This window comes from Chryseobacterium joostei, assembly GCF_003815775.1.
Lineage (GTDB): Bacteria > Bacteroidota > Bacteroidia > Flavobacteriales > Weeksellaceae > Chryseobacterium > Chryseobacterium joostei.
Genome location: NZ_CP033926.1, coordinates 2,131,832 through 2,145,743 on the forward strand (window position 1 = coordinate 2,131,832; position 13,912 = coordinate 2,145,743).

Consider the following 13,912-nt stretch of genomic DNA (forward strand, 5'->3'; position numbering starts at 1 on the left):
GTGGCATAGAATTAGCTTCAGGAATGACAAGTAAAATTGTTTTGAACCTCTATTTTAAACCATTAAGATTAGTAGACGGTTAAGTTTTTTTATAAAAACAGATCTTGTTATAACCTATACAATGCATCTTAATGGTTTAAATATTGGATTTACAGGAAAACCTGTTATATTTACTATCTAATGAAACATTTAAACAGCATATTGCGTCTTCCTTTTTTCAGTGAGTATTACTCTCCGAGCTATCGTTCGGGAAGATCTTCTATATCTGTGATTCAATAATTACGATAATCTCAATCTATATAGAGCCCGGACAGTACCTGTCCGGGCTTTTTCATTTCAAAAATATTTCAAAATGATCAATACATTACAAGAAAACGTGGCTATTATCCTACCGGAAAACGGGTTGGAAGAAAAATTAAATCAGTCCCAAAGAGAAAACAGAAAATTATCTATCAAATTAGGCTTTGACCCTACTGCTCCCGATCTGCATTTGGGACATGCCGTTGTACTCAAAAAACTAAAGCAATTTCAGGATCTGGGACACCAGATTATTATTGTTGTGGGAAGTTTTACAGCCAGAATTGGTGATCCAACAGGAAAGAACAAGGCAAGAAAACCTTTAAGCACAGAAGATGTACAACACAATGCACAGACCTACATTAACCAACTTTCAAAGGTAATTGATGTTGAAAAAACAAAAATTGTATTCAATTCTGACTGGTTGGATGCTCTTTCTTTTTCCGAGGTGATCCAGCTGATGTCAAAGGTTACAGTGGCCCAACTGATGCACAGAAATGACTTTAACAAAAGGTTTACCGAGAATACACCTATTGCAATGCATGAACTGGTATACCCCATTCTTCAGGGGTTTGATTCTGTAAAAATTGAATGTGACATTGAAATGGGTGGTACGGATCAGCTTTTCAACTGTACGATGGGAAGACAGCTACAGGAGGTTCATCAGATGCCAGCCCAGATTGTGATGTGTATGCCATTGCTAAAAGGATTGGACGGAAAAGAAAAAATGAGTAAATCTCTGAATAATATCATCGGGTTAACAGATGAGCCTAATGAAATGTTTGGGAAAACGATGTCTATTCCGGATGCCTTGATTGAAGAATTCATTGATCTGGCAACAGATTTATCCGTTGAAGAAAAAGCAGGTTTAAAATCTAGAATAGATAATGGCGAAAATCCTATGAACATCAAGAAACTGATTGCAAAAAATATTATCCGTCAATACCATGATGAAACAGCAGGAGAAAATGCAGAAATGTTTTTCAATAATCAGTTTCAGAATAAGAATTTTGAGGAGAAAGCTTTTGAACCAATTTCCATAGATACTCTGCATCATGTTCAACATACAACAACCTTAGTGGAGCTTTGTCATCAATTAAAAAATGACCTCAGCAAATCTGCGGTAAGAAGACTTATCATAAGTGGCGGAGTTCAAATGAACAGTATAAAAATGACAGAACCTGATCAGGAAATTGAACTTTTAAAGGAAACTAAGATAAAAATTGGAAAAAGAAACTTTTTTGAACTGGTGTAAAGGAGAAACGGAATGTTGGAAGTCGTCAAGAATGATTAATTTAATGATACTTCCAGCATTTTTCCGCTTATAATCCGAGACTTTTTTATTTTCTGACTCAGCTTAAATCAATATCTTCGCTTCAGTAAATAGATCGTAATGACACAAGCCGATATTCTGAACCTGATTGATGATGAACTGCTTCTGGATAATATTAAAACCGAGCTGAATAAGCAGCACATTGTCTGGACAGATCATTCGGGTACAGAAAACTCTATAAACATTCATCAAACAGCCATTAACAATGATGGAGTTATTGCCTGGTGGCAGTATAATGAAGCCGGAAAAGAACAGGTTAGTGTCAGATTAGCGGAAAGGAAAGTTATTACCTGGAAGCCTCCTGTTACTACTTTAGAGCAGCCATCGTTTCGGGATGGGTCTTTATATTTTTATGAAAACTACCTGATCATTAAATACAAGGATAAGCATTATCAGAGATTATTCATTTTTAATATCAAGACTTTACAAACTGAAGAGATCATTCTCAATGCCCTTACCATTCAGATAAAAGTAATAGGCAATGAATTGTTTTTAGGCGGACTTTACCACGATGAAGAGTTCATTAAGGTTACTATGTATGCTGACCGTTTTGAAAAAGAAAATATTGATGAGGCCTATCTTCAACAAAGAAATATTACATTTGATTAAATAAAATTGCAGCCAGCAAACAAATCTCTCTTCATTACATTGAAATATGGTCTAAAATTGGAATTAGAAACAATATGAACACCTCACTTACCTATAGAAAAGCTACAGAAAATGATCTTGATTATCTTCTTGATCTCAGAATGAAGACTATGGTTCCGCATTATGCTGAAGCCAATCTTCCTACAGATCATGACACAACGCTTAAAAGGGTTCTTTACGAATTTGAAAAAGCAAATATCATTCTTCTGGATAATGAACCAGTGGGGCTATTAAAAATAAAAAAGACCAACTCTGAAACGGAAGTTCTGCAGCTTCAGATTGATCCCAGCCAGCAAGGAAAAGGATTGGGAAAACTAATTCTTACAGATATTCTGGAAGAGGCTTCATTGGGGAAAAATATTGTTTCATTAAGTGTGTTAAAAACCAATAAGGCACAACATCTCTATTCAAGTTTGGGATTTAAAATTGTAAGCGAAGATGAGCATTCTTACTTCATGGAATTCTCTCCAATTTAAAATATAAATTCTTATCCCATCCAACTTCTACAACAAAGTTATTGATTAGCCATGGTCACATAGATTAACCTGCCTCCCTCTTCAGCAGACAACAGGATTTTTTTACCATCAGTAAGTTCCACCATAGAACCTGTAGGAATTTCCTTTTGTTCCGTGATGTCTTTCATTCCGGATAGGCTTTGATTCACCAACACCCATTTTCCCTGATAGAAGGTAAAATATCCTACCGGCATCTTATCCTGCATGGTTAGATTTTCGTTTCGTATCACCTTTCTGGAAACATGCCACTTGAATAAATATTGATTATGATAGACCATTAATCTGTGGTTTTCCGGTTTCCATACCTCATCATCAAACCTAAAATAAAGATCCAGAATAGGTAAGGTTCCCTGATGTGGCGTTCCGCAGAAAGGACACTTCGGATTGCTGGTGTTATCAAATACGTACCATTTTTCTGTACATGTGGAATTGTGACATGGCTGGATCAGATCTACGGTCTTCAACAGAGCCGTTTCCCATTCATTGGCAGTAGGGCGTCTGATGGGGTCATGCAATCCGTCCACAAATGTTTTTCTGAATAAATCTGAAATGTATGGACCCGCGACAGTATAAGGGATCTTTTGAGGATCACCCCAGAATGCATCCCATTTTCTAAGATGGTCGGCTTTCACATAATTGGTTGAATCATTCGGATGCTCTATGAACATTGCTTTTTCACCCATTGATAAAATTTCATCTTTTTCAGAATCTAAATCCCAGATTTTCCCGCCACGCAAGGGATGTCTTCTGAGCAGATACATATAGATCAGTACTGCAAGAGCGTGTAGATCTGTTTTTTGGTTGGGTAAATGTCTTTCGGGATCCTGAAGTTTCAGATGTTTGGTCTTTAAAACTTCGGGAGCGATGAAATCTGCCGTACCAATTACCTCAGGAGGAAATAGTTTTGGAACAACAAGCCCGTCTATATCAATAATGCAGGCTGATTTTGTCACCGGATCCACCAAGATATTATTATAAGACAGATCAGAATGAGCAAGCCCCATCTGATGTAGTTTTTTGACTCCTCTACTGATATTAATGGCAATCTGAAAATAACTCAGCCAATCACCCAATTCTGACTGATCAAGTCTTAGCGGGTATTGTTGATTACGAAACATAGGCGCTGTATACCACTTCCCTACTTTATCCTCTCCCTGAATGTTATCTGAACCTACATAGCCTTTAGCAAAGAAAAACTTTTGACTGTAAATGGGAACTACAATTCCTGTAAGTTTATTTTTCTCAACAATATCATAGGGCCATCTGAATATTTCATTCAAGAAATACTCTGAAGCATTTCCATTCTGAATACTTTGAAGATAGGTAGAAACAATCCTCATGATTCTTTCTTTCTGTCCCTCGTCCAGTGGATTTCTGTAAAAAGCTACTACATAATCTCTGTCTGGAGAGAAGTAAACATCTTTCACCCCACCCTGAATTGGCTTTTCATCAACATATTCATAAGATTTGGCTGCATCCAGAACAGAGGTAACCCTGATAGTATTTTTCATGTTTATTAATAGATTATTGCCAGTGTACGGTCATCGTGATTTCCTCTGCTCCAGAAATCGGTCCAGTTCAATAGTTGGTGATCAATCTCTGCATCGTTGATAAAATCAACCTTTGCATGATCTTCATTATCTCCATTCAGATCGTTGAAAAATGTTGTCCAGCTTTCGGTATTCTCTAACTTATTTTCGGTAAGAAATTTAGGATCATAAATACCGTCTGTCATAAGAACAAGATGTGAAAAATTGTTTACACATGTTATCCTAAAACGGGAAGCAATATGATCGTTGAAAATTTCTTTCATGGTAATAAAACGAGTCCCACCACTGAATTCTCCCACATCCATCGGATTCAAAAGCTGTACTTTGGAAAAGTCCGGATTGATCAGATTGATCGGGCAATCTCCTACTCCAAAAGTAAGGATAACATATCCGAAGCTAAATTTTTTAACCAAGGCAAAAATTAGAGTCGCATGCAGATCATTAATGGAGAAATTATTTTCTATTGCCTTTTTTTCCAGAGTATTATGAACAGATAAGACCCCTTCATACAGAAATCTTATGACATTTTGCCTGCACTCATTTCGTACTGTTTCTGAATGTTCAGATGAATAAATAATATTAATATTCCTTTCAATTTCATCTAAAATTTCCGGAGAACTAAAAAAATCGTTTATCGAAGTGGTTGCAATCCTTGATCCTTCTCTTGCTGCTTTCGCGGAACCGGCACCATCTGAAACGGAGATTATACTCCAGTCTGCAGGAAGTTCGTTCACTGCAAAATCATCTTCCCTGAATTTTCCTTCATGCGCATGGGAACGGCCTCTTTTAGATACAACAACTATTTTTTTGTCTAAGAATTTTCCTTTTAAAGAAACCTCATCTTCTTTATAAAAATCAGCAGTTTTATCACTCGGAATATTCTTCCATAGATCCTTCGGATCAACATTCACAAGTAATTGTACTCTTTTATAATCAATAGTACCCTGATCCTCTGTGTGAAAAAATTCCAGATCCAAGTGGTACAAGTTATTGGTCATGGCAGTCCCAGAGATTCTGTTATTTTCAAACGTAAGTCCGGTTTCTGCAAGGTTTCCGATATTTTTAATTCTTATATTCGGAAAATCTGCCATCTCAAAACTGAATTCATAAGGCTTCCCTGCATTGGCATTTTTCAATACCCAATGAGCTTCTTTAAATTCTTCTTTTTCTTGATAGATGCTAGCTTTTTCCATAACCTTTTTTCGGGTTCTAAGGTAAAATGAAGGTATTTTCATCATCGATATGATTATCCCAGAGTTCTATTGATATCAAATCCTTCTCCGGAGAATCCGTAATAATCTGAAGTGCCACACCAAGGACATTTATTATACCCTTCACCCTGCAGACAATGAATTCCACCGCAAGAACAGGTGGCTAGCGCAATTGGATTTGCACAATGAGGACACGAGGTTCCTCCCTGAAGCTCTTCTATTGAAATTTTCAGGTTACTTCTTTGATTAGAGGAAAGTCTGTAGTATGCTTTTTCATCAATTTTATAAGCTCCATCCAGTCTGTAATATCTGGTAGACATCCCCGGTATGCTGGATTCTGCAAATGTCTTTTTAAACTTCATCAGATACAGCTTTTCTGTTTCTGAACATTTACCATTCAAAACAACAAAATTATTATCGGGAAACCTCTGTTCCATCTGTGGATCAACCTTTTCAAGGATTACAGAATCTATCTTGGAAAGGTTAATGCCTTCTTTATTGGCTTCGGTTACACTTTGACTGGTGGTTTTAATGGAATCTGTTACCCATTTAAAAAACTCTCTGTAAGAATTTTCATCAGTATTATTAAATAACAGAACATTATCAGCCAGAGATCCCAAAAGCTTATAGTTTGTATTTTCTCCTATGGATACAGCAATGGTATTGGCCTTTCCGTTATACTTATTGTTCCATCTTTCAATGGCCTTGGTAGCATCATCGGTTGGAACTCCATCCGTAAACAGGAAAACAATGGGTTTCCAGTCACCTTTTCTTTCATAGGTTGTTTTTATGATATCCCTATCTATGCAGTCCATGATTTTAATTAAACCTTGAGATAGTGATGTACCGCTTCCTATTGGGATTTTCGGTGGATAAAAACTGATAATATCCTGAAGCGGCGTAATAACCTCAGCCTCTCCGGCAAAACCTACCACGGAAATATAAACCGTTTCCAATGAGTAAGGGTCTTTTTTCAGTTCCCTGATAATATTGGAAATTCCCTCCTGTACCTGTTCAATAGGATCTCCTACCATAGATTCGGAGACATCGATTAAGAAATAAATTGGAAGTCTTCTCATACCTGTAAAGACAATTTTTTAAATAATAATATTAAGCTCCGTTGGTGGCGGAGGAAGTGTTATATGTTCCCCTGTATGCTGCGAATGACCTCCTTGTGTAATGGAAGAACTCACCCACCTGAAAAATGAAGACAATGTAATGGCATCCGTAGTATCCAGTTTTACCACATGATCCGTCAATTCCTTAAGGTACTGTTCATCCGCTTTAGGGCCGGCTGCACAACCTACGATTGCACCAAATTCAAGACCTCGGATTGCCGGAATCATCTGTCTGTACTTCTGAATATCCGACGGCTTTCCATCAGTAAATATAAAAAGAAGTGGCTGCCAGTCTCCTTTCTCATCCCCCGAACCTTTTACAAGATCTTTCTTTACCAATTCTGACACCATCTCCAACGCTGCGCCAGTATGGGTAGGCCCACTATCCGGACAGGTAATCTCCATGGGGTAGAAATTGGCAAGGGATATTAACGGTATGATATTTTTAACTTCCCTATCGAAAGTAATAACACTTAAATGAAGGCTGTCCATAGCCTGTGGATCTGCGCGAAGCATACTGATCAATCCGTTGAATCCATTATTCAGAGCCTGAATAGGTTCTCCATTCATGGAACCGGAAGTATCCAGTAAAAAATAGGCTAATAATCTTCTGTTCATAAGACAATTATTAATTCTGAAGCCGGCGGAGGAAGTTGAATACTTCCCAGCCGGCTTATATGTTGAATAAAAAGTTAAAGTCTAGTTTGAATATGAGTACTGCTGTCTCAGGATATCGATAAAGTTATCCGTTTGATGAGGTTCTCCCACAGCACGGAATTTCCAGTCACCATTATGGCGGTAAGCCTCAGCAAAAACCATGGCACACATTCCGTTCATACTGGAGTCTCCGGAAAGACTATATTTTGTAATCTCCTTTCCTGTAGCATCCACTGCACGGATAAATGCATTATCAATCATTCCAAAGTGTTGGTTATTGGTTCTTCCTTGATAAATGGTTACAAGAAATACAATTTTCTGATAGCTTTGATCCAATTGATCAAGCTTTACAATGATTTGCTCATCATCACCATCTCCTGCACCGGTTCTGTTATCACCAGTCAACCATACATTTCCACTTGGATGCTGCATAGAATTAAAGAAAACCACATCACCCTGATAAAGTCCCATTTGTCTTCCATCATTGGTCTGAACCGTTCTTCCCAGATTTGCAACCTTTCCGTTACCATCTAAAAGAAATGCCACTGCATCAAGATCGTATTCTGCCTCCTTACTGAATAGTTTGCCCAGGAAACCTCCCTGTTTTCTGACATCCCATCCTAAGCCTATCGTTACTTTTGAAAGGTCATAAACACTTTCTCCACGGTCGTTTTTCCTTAAATCAATTGTTTGACCTTTCTGTAAATTAATTGCCATAGCTATAGTTTTGTGTATTTTGATGATTATTTGATGATTTGTCCCTTATAATATTTTTCAAGGAAGAACCCAAGATCTGCTCTGTATCCTATTCCTGAAGCTTCAAATTTCCAACTCCCATTTCTTTTATACAGTCTCCCGAATTCTACTCCTGTTTCAATAGAGAAGTCTTCATCCAGTTCATATTTTGCAATCTCCTGGTTCGAACCATTGTCTACCACTCTTATATATGAGTTTCTTACCTGTCCAAAGTTTTGTCTTCTTCTTTCAAAATCCTCTATGGTTACCACAAAAAGAATCTCTTCTACCCTTGAGTCCACTTTATCAAGATCAATAACAATAGCTTCGTCATCATCCCCATCACTGTTTTTACCATTTGGATCATCGCCTGTATGGGTAAGAGCACCATCCGGAGATGTCAGGTTATTATAAAAAACAAAATATTCTTCGCTTACTAATTTTCTGTCAGAATCAATCATAATTGCCGAAGCATCAAGATCAAAGTCGTAGCCTGTCCCTTCATTAGGATCCCAACCAAGTCCTATTGTCATTTTTGTCAATCCGATCTCGATTTTTTGTCCTTTCTGTAGATTAATTGCCATAGTGTTTTATGTTATGAATTATTTTTTGCATTAAGATAGAAGTGATTTATGAATTGACCAAATTTATTTATGAAAAATAACAGGCACACCGCAATTATAATCAATCTTCTGCTTAAATAACTACATAAAAAAAGGCCCAATTAAAAAATTGAACCTTTTATAAAAATATTGTTATTGAATTACTTCTTAAAATCCTTGTCTGCAACAACTGTATTTCTTGCTTTAGCCAGCATAGGAATAGAAATAAGCCCCATCACCAGCATAATTACAATCTGAAGTGGTAAAGAGATAAAGGAGTAAGTAAGCCCCATTTCACCTCCAAGATCTGCGCTTTTCCCCATCGAGATAAAAAGAGCCATAAAACCATACTTCATTGCCAAATTATAGGCACCAATTCCTCCACTCGCAGGAATAATCATTCCTAATGTTCCCACAACAATAATAAAGAATCCGTCGGCCATTGTAAACCCTGATGTTTCAGGAAGTGCAAAACATACCAGATAGGCTGCAAAATAATAGGAAATCCAGATTCCTAATGTATATAATATGAACTTTCCTTTTTGCTTCAATTTGAAAATGGTAGTCAATCCCTGGAATATTCCATCTATAAAATTTACAATCTTCCCTAAAAAAGGAACACCTGCCAGTTTCTTTTTAAAGACAAAAAATAAAACTGTACCGCCAATCAATATCAATAGGACAAGTAAAATCTTGTTTGGATTAATATTTACTCCTGAATTTTGATAGAATGATAAAATTGCGTCATATTTAAATAACAAGGTAAGCCCTAAGAATCCAAGCATACAGATAAGATCCACTACCCTTTCCAGGATAATGGTTCCGAATGACTTGTCTACAGGTACCTTTTCTACCCCATACAAAGCAGTAGCTCTTGCCAGTTCGCCACTTCTGGGAATGGTAAGGTTCATTAAATATCCAAATGATATGGACCAAAGTGAATTGGAATTTGAGATTTGGTGCCCCATCGGCTCCAGCATCAGATTCCAACGAATGGCCCTAAACCAATAAGCCAGAAGACCAAATACTGATGCAAACAATACCCAAAGGTAATTTGCTTTAGCCAACGACTGCTGAATCACTTTAAAATCAAGCCCTTTTAAGGCAAGCCATAAAAAAAAGCCTGCAAAAGCAAGCGATATTACTATTGTGAGTACTGATTTTAATGGACTTTTTGTTGTTTTCTCCATGAACTAGGTTAGAAGATTTGTTTTTTCGTCAGGGAAAACGATCTTCGGCTGGAAGTCTTTTGCTTCTTCAGGAGTCATCTGCGCATAGGCAATAATGATAATGATATCATCTCTTTGTACCTTTCTTGCAGCAGGCCCATTCAGGCATACTTCTCCCGACTTCCTTTTCCCTTTGATAACATAGGTATCAAAACGTTCCCCGTTATTCACATTCACGATATAAACCCTTTCTCCCACTACCAAACCGGCAGCTTCTATAAGATCTTCATCGATCGTTATACTTCCTATATAATTAAGGTCAGAGGCTGTAACTCTTACCCTATGAATCTTGGATTTGAAAACTTCTATTAACATGTTGCAAATTTATTAATAAAAATTAATAAAACAGACCTTCACTATCATTAAAAAACTCCCATAAACACAGGCAATTGATTTTGTAAAACACAAGAAATGTGACTTTTACTTATAGAATTAATAATTATATTCTTAAAAACATTAATACTTTATACTCAATTTAGGATTTAATAAATACAGGAAATAATATTAACTTTTTGCTAAAGTCAATAAACATAAGCATTTGGCACGATTTTAGTAACCCGTAACGTAGATTTTTCGTGAAAAACCGAATTATCATATTTTAACTGTTTTCACTGAAAAGTAAAAAAATTGTATAAGTTTTAATAAAAAAATTGCACAATTAGAAAATAGTATTATATTTGCTATAATTACGAACTAACTTTAATATTAAAAATTATGAACAAGTCTGAATTAATCGACGCAATCGCAAAAGATGCAGGTATCACTAAAGTTGCAGCAAAGGCTGCTTTAGAATCTTTCATTTCTAACGTAACTTCTACATTAAAGAAAAAAGACGGAAAAGTTTCTTTAGTAGGTTTCGGTACTTTCTCAGTAGCTGAGAGAGCAGCTAGACAAGGTATTAACCCTGCAACTAAAAAGCCAATCAAAATCGCTGCTAAAAAAGTTGCTAAATTTAAGGCTGGAGCTGATTTATCAAATGCAGTTTCTGGTGTTAAGAAAAAATAATCATTCAGATTACAAAAATTCAAAGGTTGTTTCTTAGAAACAGCCTTTTCTCTTTAATAGAAAAAAAGCGGACTTTATTTAGTCCGCTTTTATTGATAGTATGCCTTTATTAAGGTTGATTAAAGCCCGTAAGTCTTCAAATGAAACATTGGCCTATAGCCATCTTTTTCCACCTCTTATTGCTGGCTTTTAGCCACTCCATTAGGGAGCCAATCTTGAAATCTTCCAATCCAGATCGTCTAATTCATAGATAATCCTATCATGAAGACGATTAGGTCTTCCCTGCCAGAACTCAATCTCATAGGGTCTTGCCAGATATCCTCCCCAGTTAGATGGTCTTGGAACCTCAATATTTTCGTATTCTTTTTCCAGATCCTTTAGCTTTTCTTCCAAAAACTCTCTGTTCGGAATAACTTCGCTTTGTGGAGAAACCACTGCTCCCAGCTGACTTCCTTTCGGCCTTGAATGGAAATAGCCATCACTCAGGTTTTCTGCAACTTTTTCCAAATTAGCTTTGATAATAATCTGTCTTTCCAGATTGGGCCAAAAGAAATGAAGACATGCCTTATGGCTATTCTCGATCGCTTTTCCCTTTCTGCTGTTATAGTTGGTATAGAAAATAAACCCCTCATGAGTATAGGCCTTCAACAGAACCATTCTTGTTCTCGGACAGCCATCTTCTTCTACTGTGGAAACCGCCATGGCATTGGCTTCAGAGATCACAGAGCTTTCACTGGCTTCCAAAAACCAGTCTCTAAACTGCTCAATTGGATTTTGTTTTATCTCACTTTCAATAAGTTGGGATTTCTCGTACACTTTTCTTTTGTCGTGCAGGTTTTCCATAAATATTTTTTATTAAATTTGAGTATGAATCACTCATACAAAGGTAAAATATTAATCTCGACACCTGACATTTCCGGCGATCTTTTTTCAAGATCAGTGGTATTGGTTATTGAACATAATGAAAGCGGTGCATTTGGTTTGATATTGAATAAGAAGAACAGCCAAATGAGTAGTAAGTTCAAGGAATTCTTCGATTTCAAAATTGAAGTATATGATGGTGGTCCCGTAGAAAACGAAAAAGTATTCTTCATTGTAAAAGGTGAAAGGATCACTGAAATTTACACTGAAATTAATGATGAATATTATCTTACAGAAGATATTGAACGTATTATAAATGCTGTATTGGGTAATGTACTGGATATTCAGAATATAAAAATATTCTCAGGATATTCCGGATGGTCTCCCAACCAGCTGGATAGTGAGGTTCAAAGAAAGATGTGGACTGTAGTAGATGTTTATAATCTGGATTACACTCTTCCAAACGATCAGACATTATGGAAATCCATTATGCAAAACCTTGGTGGTGAATTCCTGCTTTGGGCCAATTCGCCTGAAGACATTTCTCTGAATTAATAGTAACTTTTTCAGTTTCAGGACACAATTAACAAATTTTAAGATTCTGTTAACCAATTTTAAAGAAACTTTTTCCGTTCTTTGAAAAACCAAAATCATAGAAATGAAAGGTAGTACATTACTTGCTTTATCAATCTTTTCGACTACATTTTTATCATTTGCACCTATTAATAAGAAATATATTGTTGTAGATGCCGGCCACGGAGGAAATGACTTAGGAGCGGTGTATGGTAACTTTTCCGAAAAAGATATTTCATTAGGTATTGCTACTGAAATTCAAAAGCTGAATAAGGATCAGGAGAAATATGAAGTGGTTTTAACAAGAAGCTCGGATACCTATCCTAGTCTTTCTGAAAGAACTGCCCAAATCAACAAACTAAATCCTGAAATGGTCATTTCACTTCACGTCAATAGGTCTCCTCAAAAGGAAACGTCTGAGCAAGGAACCGAAGTTTTTGTTCAAAACACTGAAGCTTCAAAAATGTTGGCTGAAAAAATATCTCAAAAATTTAATGCCCGTAAAATTGAAGAACATAATCTTCATATTTTAAGAGAAACCAAGGCTCCGGCTGTATTGGTTGAGCTGGGATTTATTAATAATTCTGCGGACAGAAATTATATAACCAGTGAAAAGGGGCAAAAGGAAATTGCACAGAAATTCATTGAAATTTTCAACGAATACTAAAATACATAACAAATTCTGATTTAATCAGAATAAAACCCGGTAAAGGACTTTAAGAACTTCGTTGTTTACCGGGTTTGTCAATTTATTGATTAAAACTCTTTTCCCAACTTTCTACCAATTCTGAGAATCGGGAAGTTTCAAAGGTTTTATTTCTTATTTTACCTACAGAAAATATGCCTTTCTCATCAGAAATCATCAAAATTTCTTCCGCCTTCTGAGATTCAAATGCAATAATCTCGTGTTCCTGAATATCTGCAAGGTTATTTTTATGTAAAAAAGTAACAAAATTCTCCATCAGTGGAGAAATGTAAGCTCCTTCTGTCTGCTTTGGAACCTTAATAACATTCCCTTCCAGAAAAAGAAGATTTCCGGAGGTAGTACGTGCAATTCTTTTATTGGGATTCAAAAGGATTACATCATCAAGATCGTTTTCCTGCGCATAAATGCCACCATATATATTTTCAGGACAATGTACTCTGATATTGCTCAGAAGATTGTTATTCACATTAATTTCCTTAATAAGGTCAAGTTCCAATGCTCTTGGATGGACAGACAATACATCTTCCATTTCCACAATTTCATAGAAATAGGAAACCGAAGATTTTGCGAGGGTTAGCTCATCATGATTTCTAAAGACCTGGAAATTGATAATTCCGTTCTTTATTCCCTTACCATCGATAATATCCTTTTGAAAAAGTGACTGAAAAAATTCCAGCGTATAAGTGAGAGGAATGTTCATTCTCATCTTTCTCATGGAGGCCATCAGGAAGAAATAGCATTCTTCATCCATGATTAATCCTCCGTTTTTAATAAAGAAAGAAACCTTTACTGCATCGCCCCAAAGAAAGGCTCTATTCTTTACATGTAATGAATCTGATGTAAAATATTGATTTTCCAATTTTTGATGTGAT

General features: G+C 36.3%; 16 protein-coding genes. 6 read left to right on the forward strand and 10 right to left on the reverse strand.

All coding sequences use genetic code 11. The annotated features are described in order from the left end of the window. Nucleotides 1-352 precede the first annotated feature (352 nt). The 3 genes from tyrS (at nt 353) to EG359_RS09735 (ending at nt 2,754) form a co-directional block, all read left to right on the forward strand. Complete coding sequence (gene tyrS / locus EG359_RS09725; RefSeq protein WP_076352661.1) at nt 353-1,552, forward strand: tyrosine--tRNA ligase; 1,200 nt, start codon at nt 353-355, stop codon at nt 1,550-1,552. 138 nt (nt 1,553-1,690) lie between these two features. Next, complete coding sequence (locus tag EG359_RS09730; RefSeq protein ID WP_076352662.1) at nt 1,691-2,239, forward strand: hypothetical protein; 549 nt, start codon at nt 1,691-1,693, stop codon at nt 2,237-2,239. Nucleotides 2,240-2,313: 74 nt separating this feature from the next. Further along, nucleotides 2,314-2,754, forward strand: coding sequence for a GNAT family N-acetyltransferase (locus EG359_RS09735; protein ID WP_076352663.1), 441 nt, complete (start codon nt 2,314-2,316; stop codon nt 2,752-2,754). A 38-nt stretch (nt 2,755-2,792) separates the two neighbouring features. Here EG359_RS09735 and EG359_RS09740 read toward each other — a convergent pair whose 3' ends face one another. The 8 genes from EG359_RS09740 to panD form a co-directional block, all read right to left on the reverse strand. Further along, nucleotides 2,793-4,304, reverse strand: coding sequence for a helix-hairpin-helix domain-containing protein (locus tag EG359_RS09740; protein WP_076352664.1), 1,512 nt, complete (start codon nt 4,302-4,304; stop codon nt 2,793-2,795). 5 nt (nt 4,305-4,309) lie between these two features. Further along, nucleotides 4,310-5,536, reverse strand: coding sequence for a PP2C family serine/threonine-protein phosphatase (locus tag EG359_RS09745; RefSeq protein WP_164463057.1), 1,227 nt, complete (start codon nt 5,534-5,536; stop codon nt 4,310-4,312). Between the two features lie 53 nt (nt 5,537-5,589). After that, nucleotides 5,590-6,633 carry a TerY-C metal binding domain-containing protein gene (locus EG359_RS09750; protein ID WP_076352666.1) on the reverse strand — a complete coding sequence of 348 codons (1,044 nt, stop codon included), beginning with the start codon at nt 6,631-6,633 and terminating at the stop codon, nt 5,590-5,592. A gap of 18 nt (nt 6,634-6,651) precedes the next feature. Continuing rightward, nucleotides 6,652-7,290, reverse strand: coding sequence for a vWA domain-containing protein (locus EG359_RS09755; protein WP_076352667.1), 639 nt, complete (start codon nt 7,288-7,290; stop codon nt 6,652-6,654). 81 nt (nt 7,291-7,371) lie between these two features. Continuing rightward, the gene (locus EG359_RS09760) at nt 7,372-8,046 is read right to left on the reverse strand and encodes a TerD family protein (RefSeq protein ID WP_076352668.1); all 675 of its coding nucleotides are present in this window, start codon (nt 8,044-8,046) and stop codon (nt 7,372-7,374) included. Between the two features lie 26 nt (nt 8,047-8,072). Beyond that, nucleotides 8,073-8,648: a TerD family protein gene (locus tag EG359_RS09765; protein WP_076352669.1), complete on the reverse strand. Its 576-nt coding sequence runs from the start codon at nt 8,646-8,648 to the stop codon at nt 8,073-8,075. Between the two features lie 179 nt (nt 8,649-8,827). Then, nucleotides 8,828-9,856: a lysylphosphatidylglycerol synthase transmembrane domain-containing protein gene (locus tag EG359_RS09770; protein WP_076352670.1), complete on the reverse strand. Its 1,029-nt coding sequence runs from the start codon at nt 9,854-9,856 to the stop codon at nt 8,828-8,830. 3 nt (nt 9,857-9,859) lie between these two features. Further along, a complete protein-coding gene (panD, locus tag EG359_RS09775; protein ID WP_029294648.1) occupies nt 9,860-10,210 on the reverse strand; it encodes an aspartate 1-decarboxylase in 351 nt (116 codons plus the stop codon). Between the two features lie 399 nt (nt 10,211-10,609). Here panD and EG359_RS09780 point away from each other — a divergent pair, with 399 nt between their 5' ends. Further along, nucleotides 10,610-10,900 (forward strand): HU family DNA-binding protein, encoded by a 291-nt coding sequence (locus EG359_RS09780; protein WP_076352671.1) that lies wholly within the window; start codon nt 10,610-10,612, stop codon nt 10,898-10,900. Nucleotides 10,901-11,101: 201 nt separating this feature from the next. Here EG359_RS09780 and pdxH read toward each other — a convergent pair whose 3' ends face one another. Further along, nucleotides 11,102-11,743, reverse strand: a complete 642-nt coding sequence (gene pdxH / locus EG359_RS09785; RefSeq protein ID WP_076352672.1) for a pyridoxamine 5'-phosphate oxidase — start codon at nt 11,741-11,743, stop codon at nt 11,102-11,104. 24 nt (nt 11,744-11,767) lie between these two features. Here pdxH and EG359_RS09790 point away from each other — a divergent pair, with 24 nt between their 5' ends. Both EG359_RS09790 and EG359_RS09795 read left to right on the forward strand, forming a co-directional pair. Beyond that, nucleotides 11,768-12,316 (forward strand): YqgE/AlgH family protein, encoded by a 549-nt coding sequence (locus tag EG359_RS09790; protein ID WP_076352673.1) that lies wholly within the window; start codon nt 11,768-11,770, stop codon nt 12,314-12,316. Between the two features lie 103 nt (nt 12,317-12,419). Continuing rightward, a complete protein-coding gene (locus EG359_RS09795) occupies nt 12,420-13,001 on the forward strand; it encodes an N-acetylmuramoyl-L-alanine amidase family protein (protein WP_076352674.1) in 582 nt (193 codons plus the stop codon). Between the two features lie 82 nt (nt 13,002-13,083). Here EG359_RS09795 and EG359_RS09800 read toward each other — a convergent pair whose 3' ends face one another. Then, nucleotides 13,084-13,899, reverse strand: coding sequence for an aminotransferase class IV (locus EG359_RS09800; RefSeq protein WP_076352675.1), 816 nt, complete (start codon nt 13,897-13,899; stop codon nt 13,084-13,086). Between the last annotated feature and the right edge of the window lie 13 nt (nt 13,900-13,912).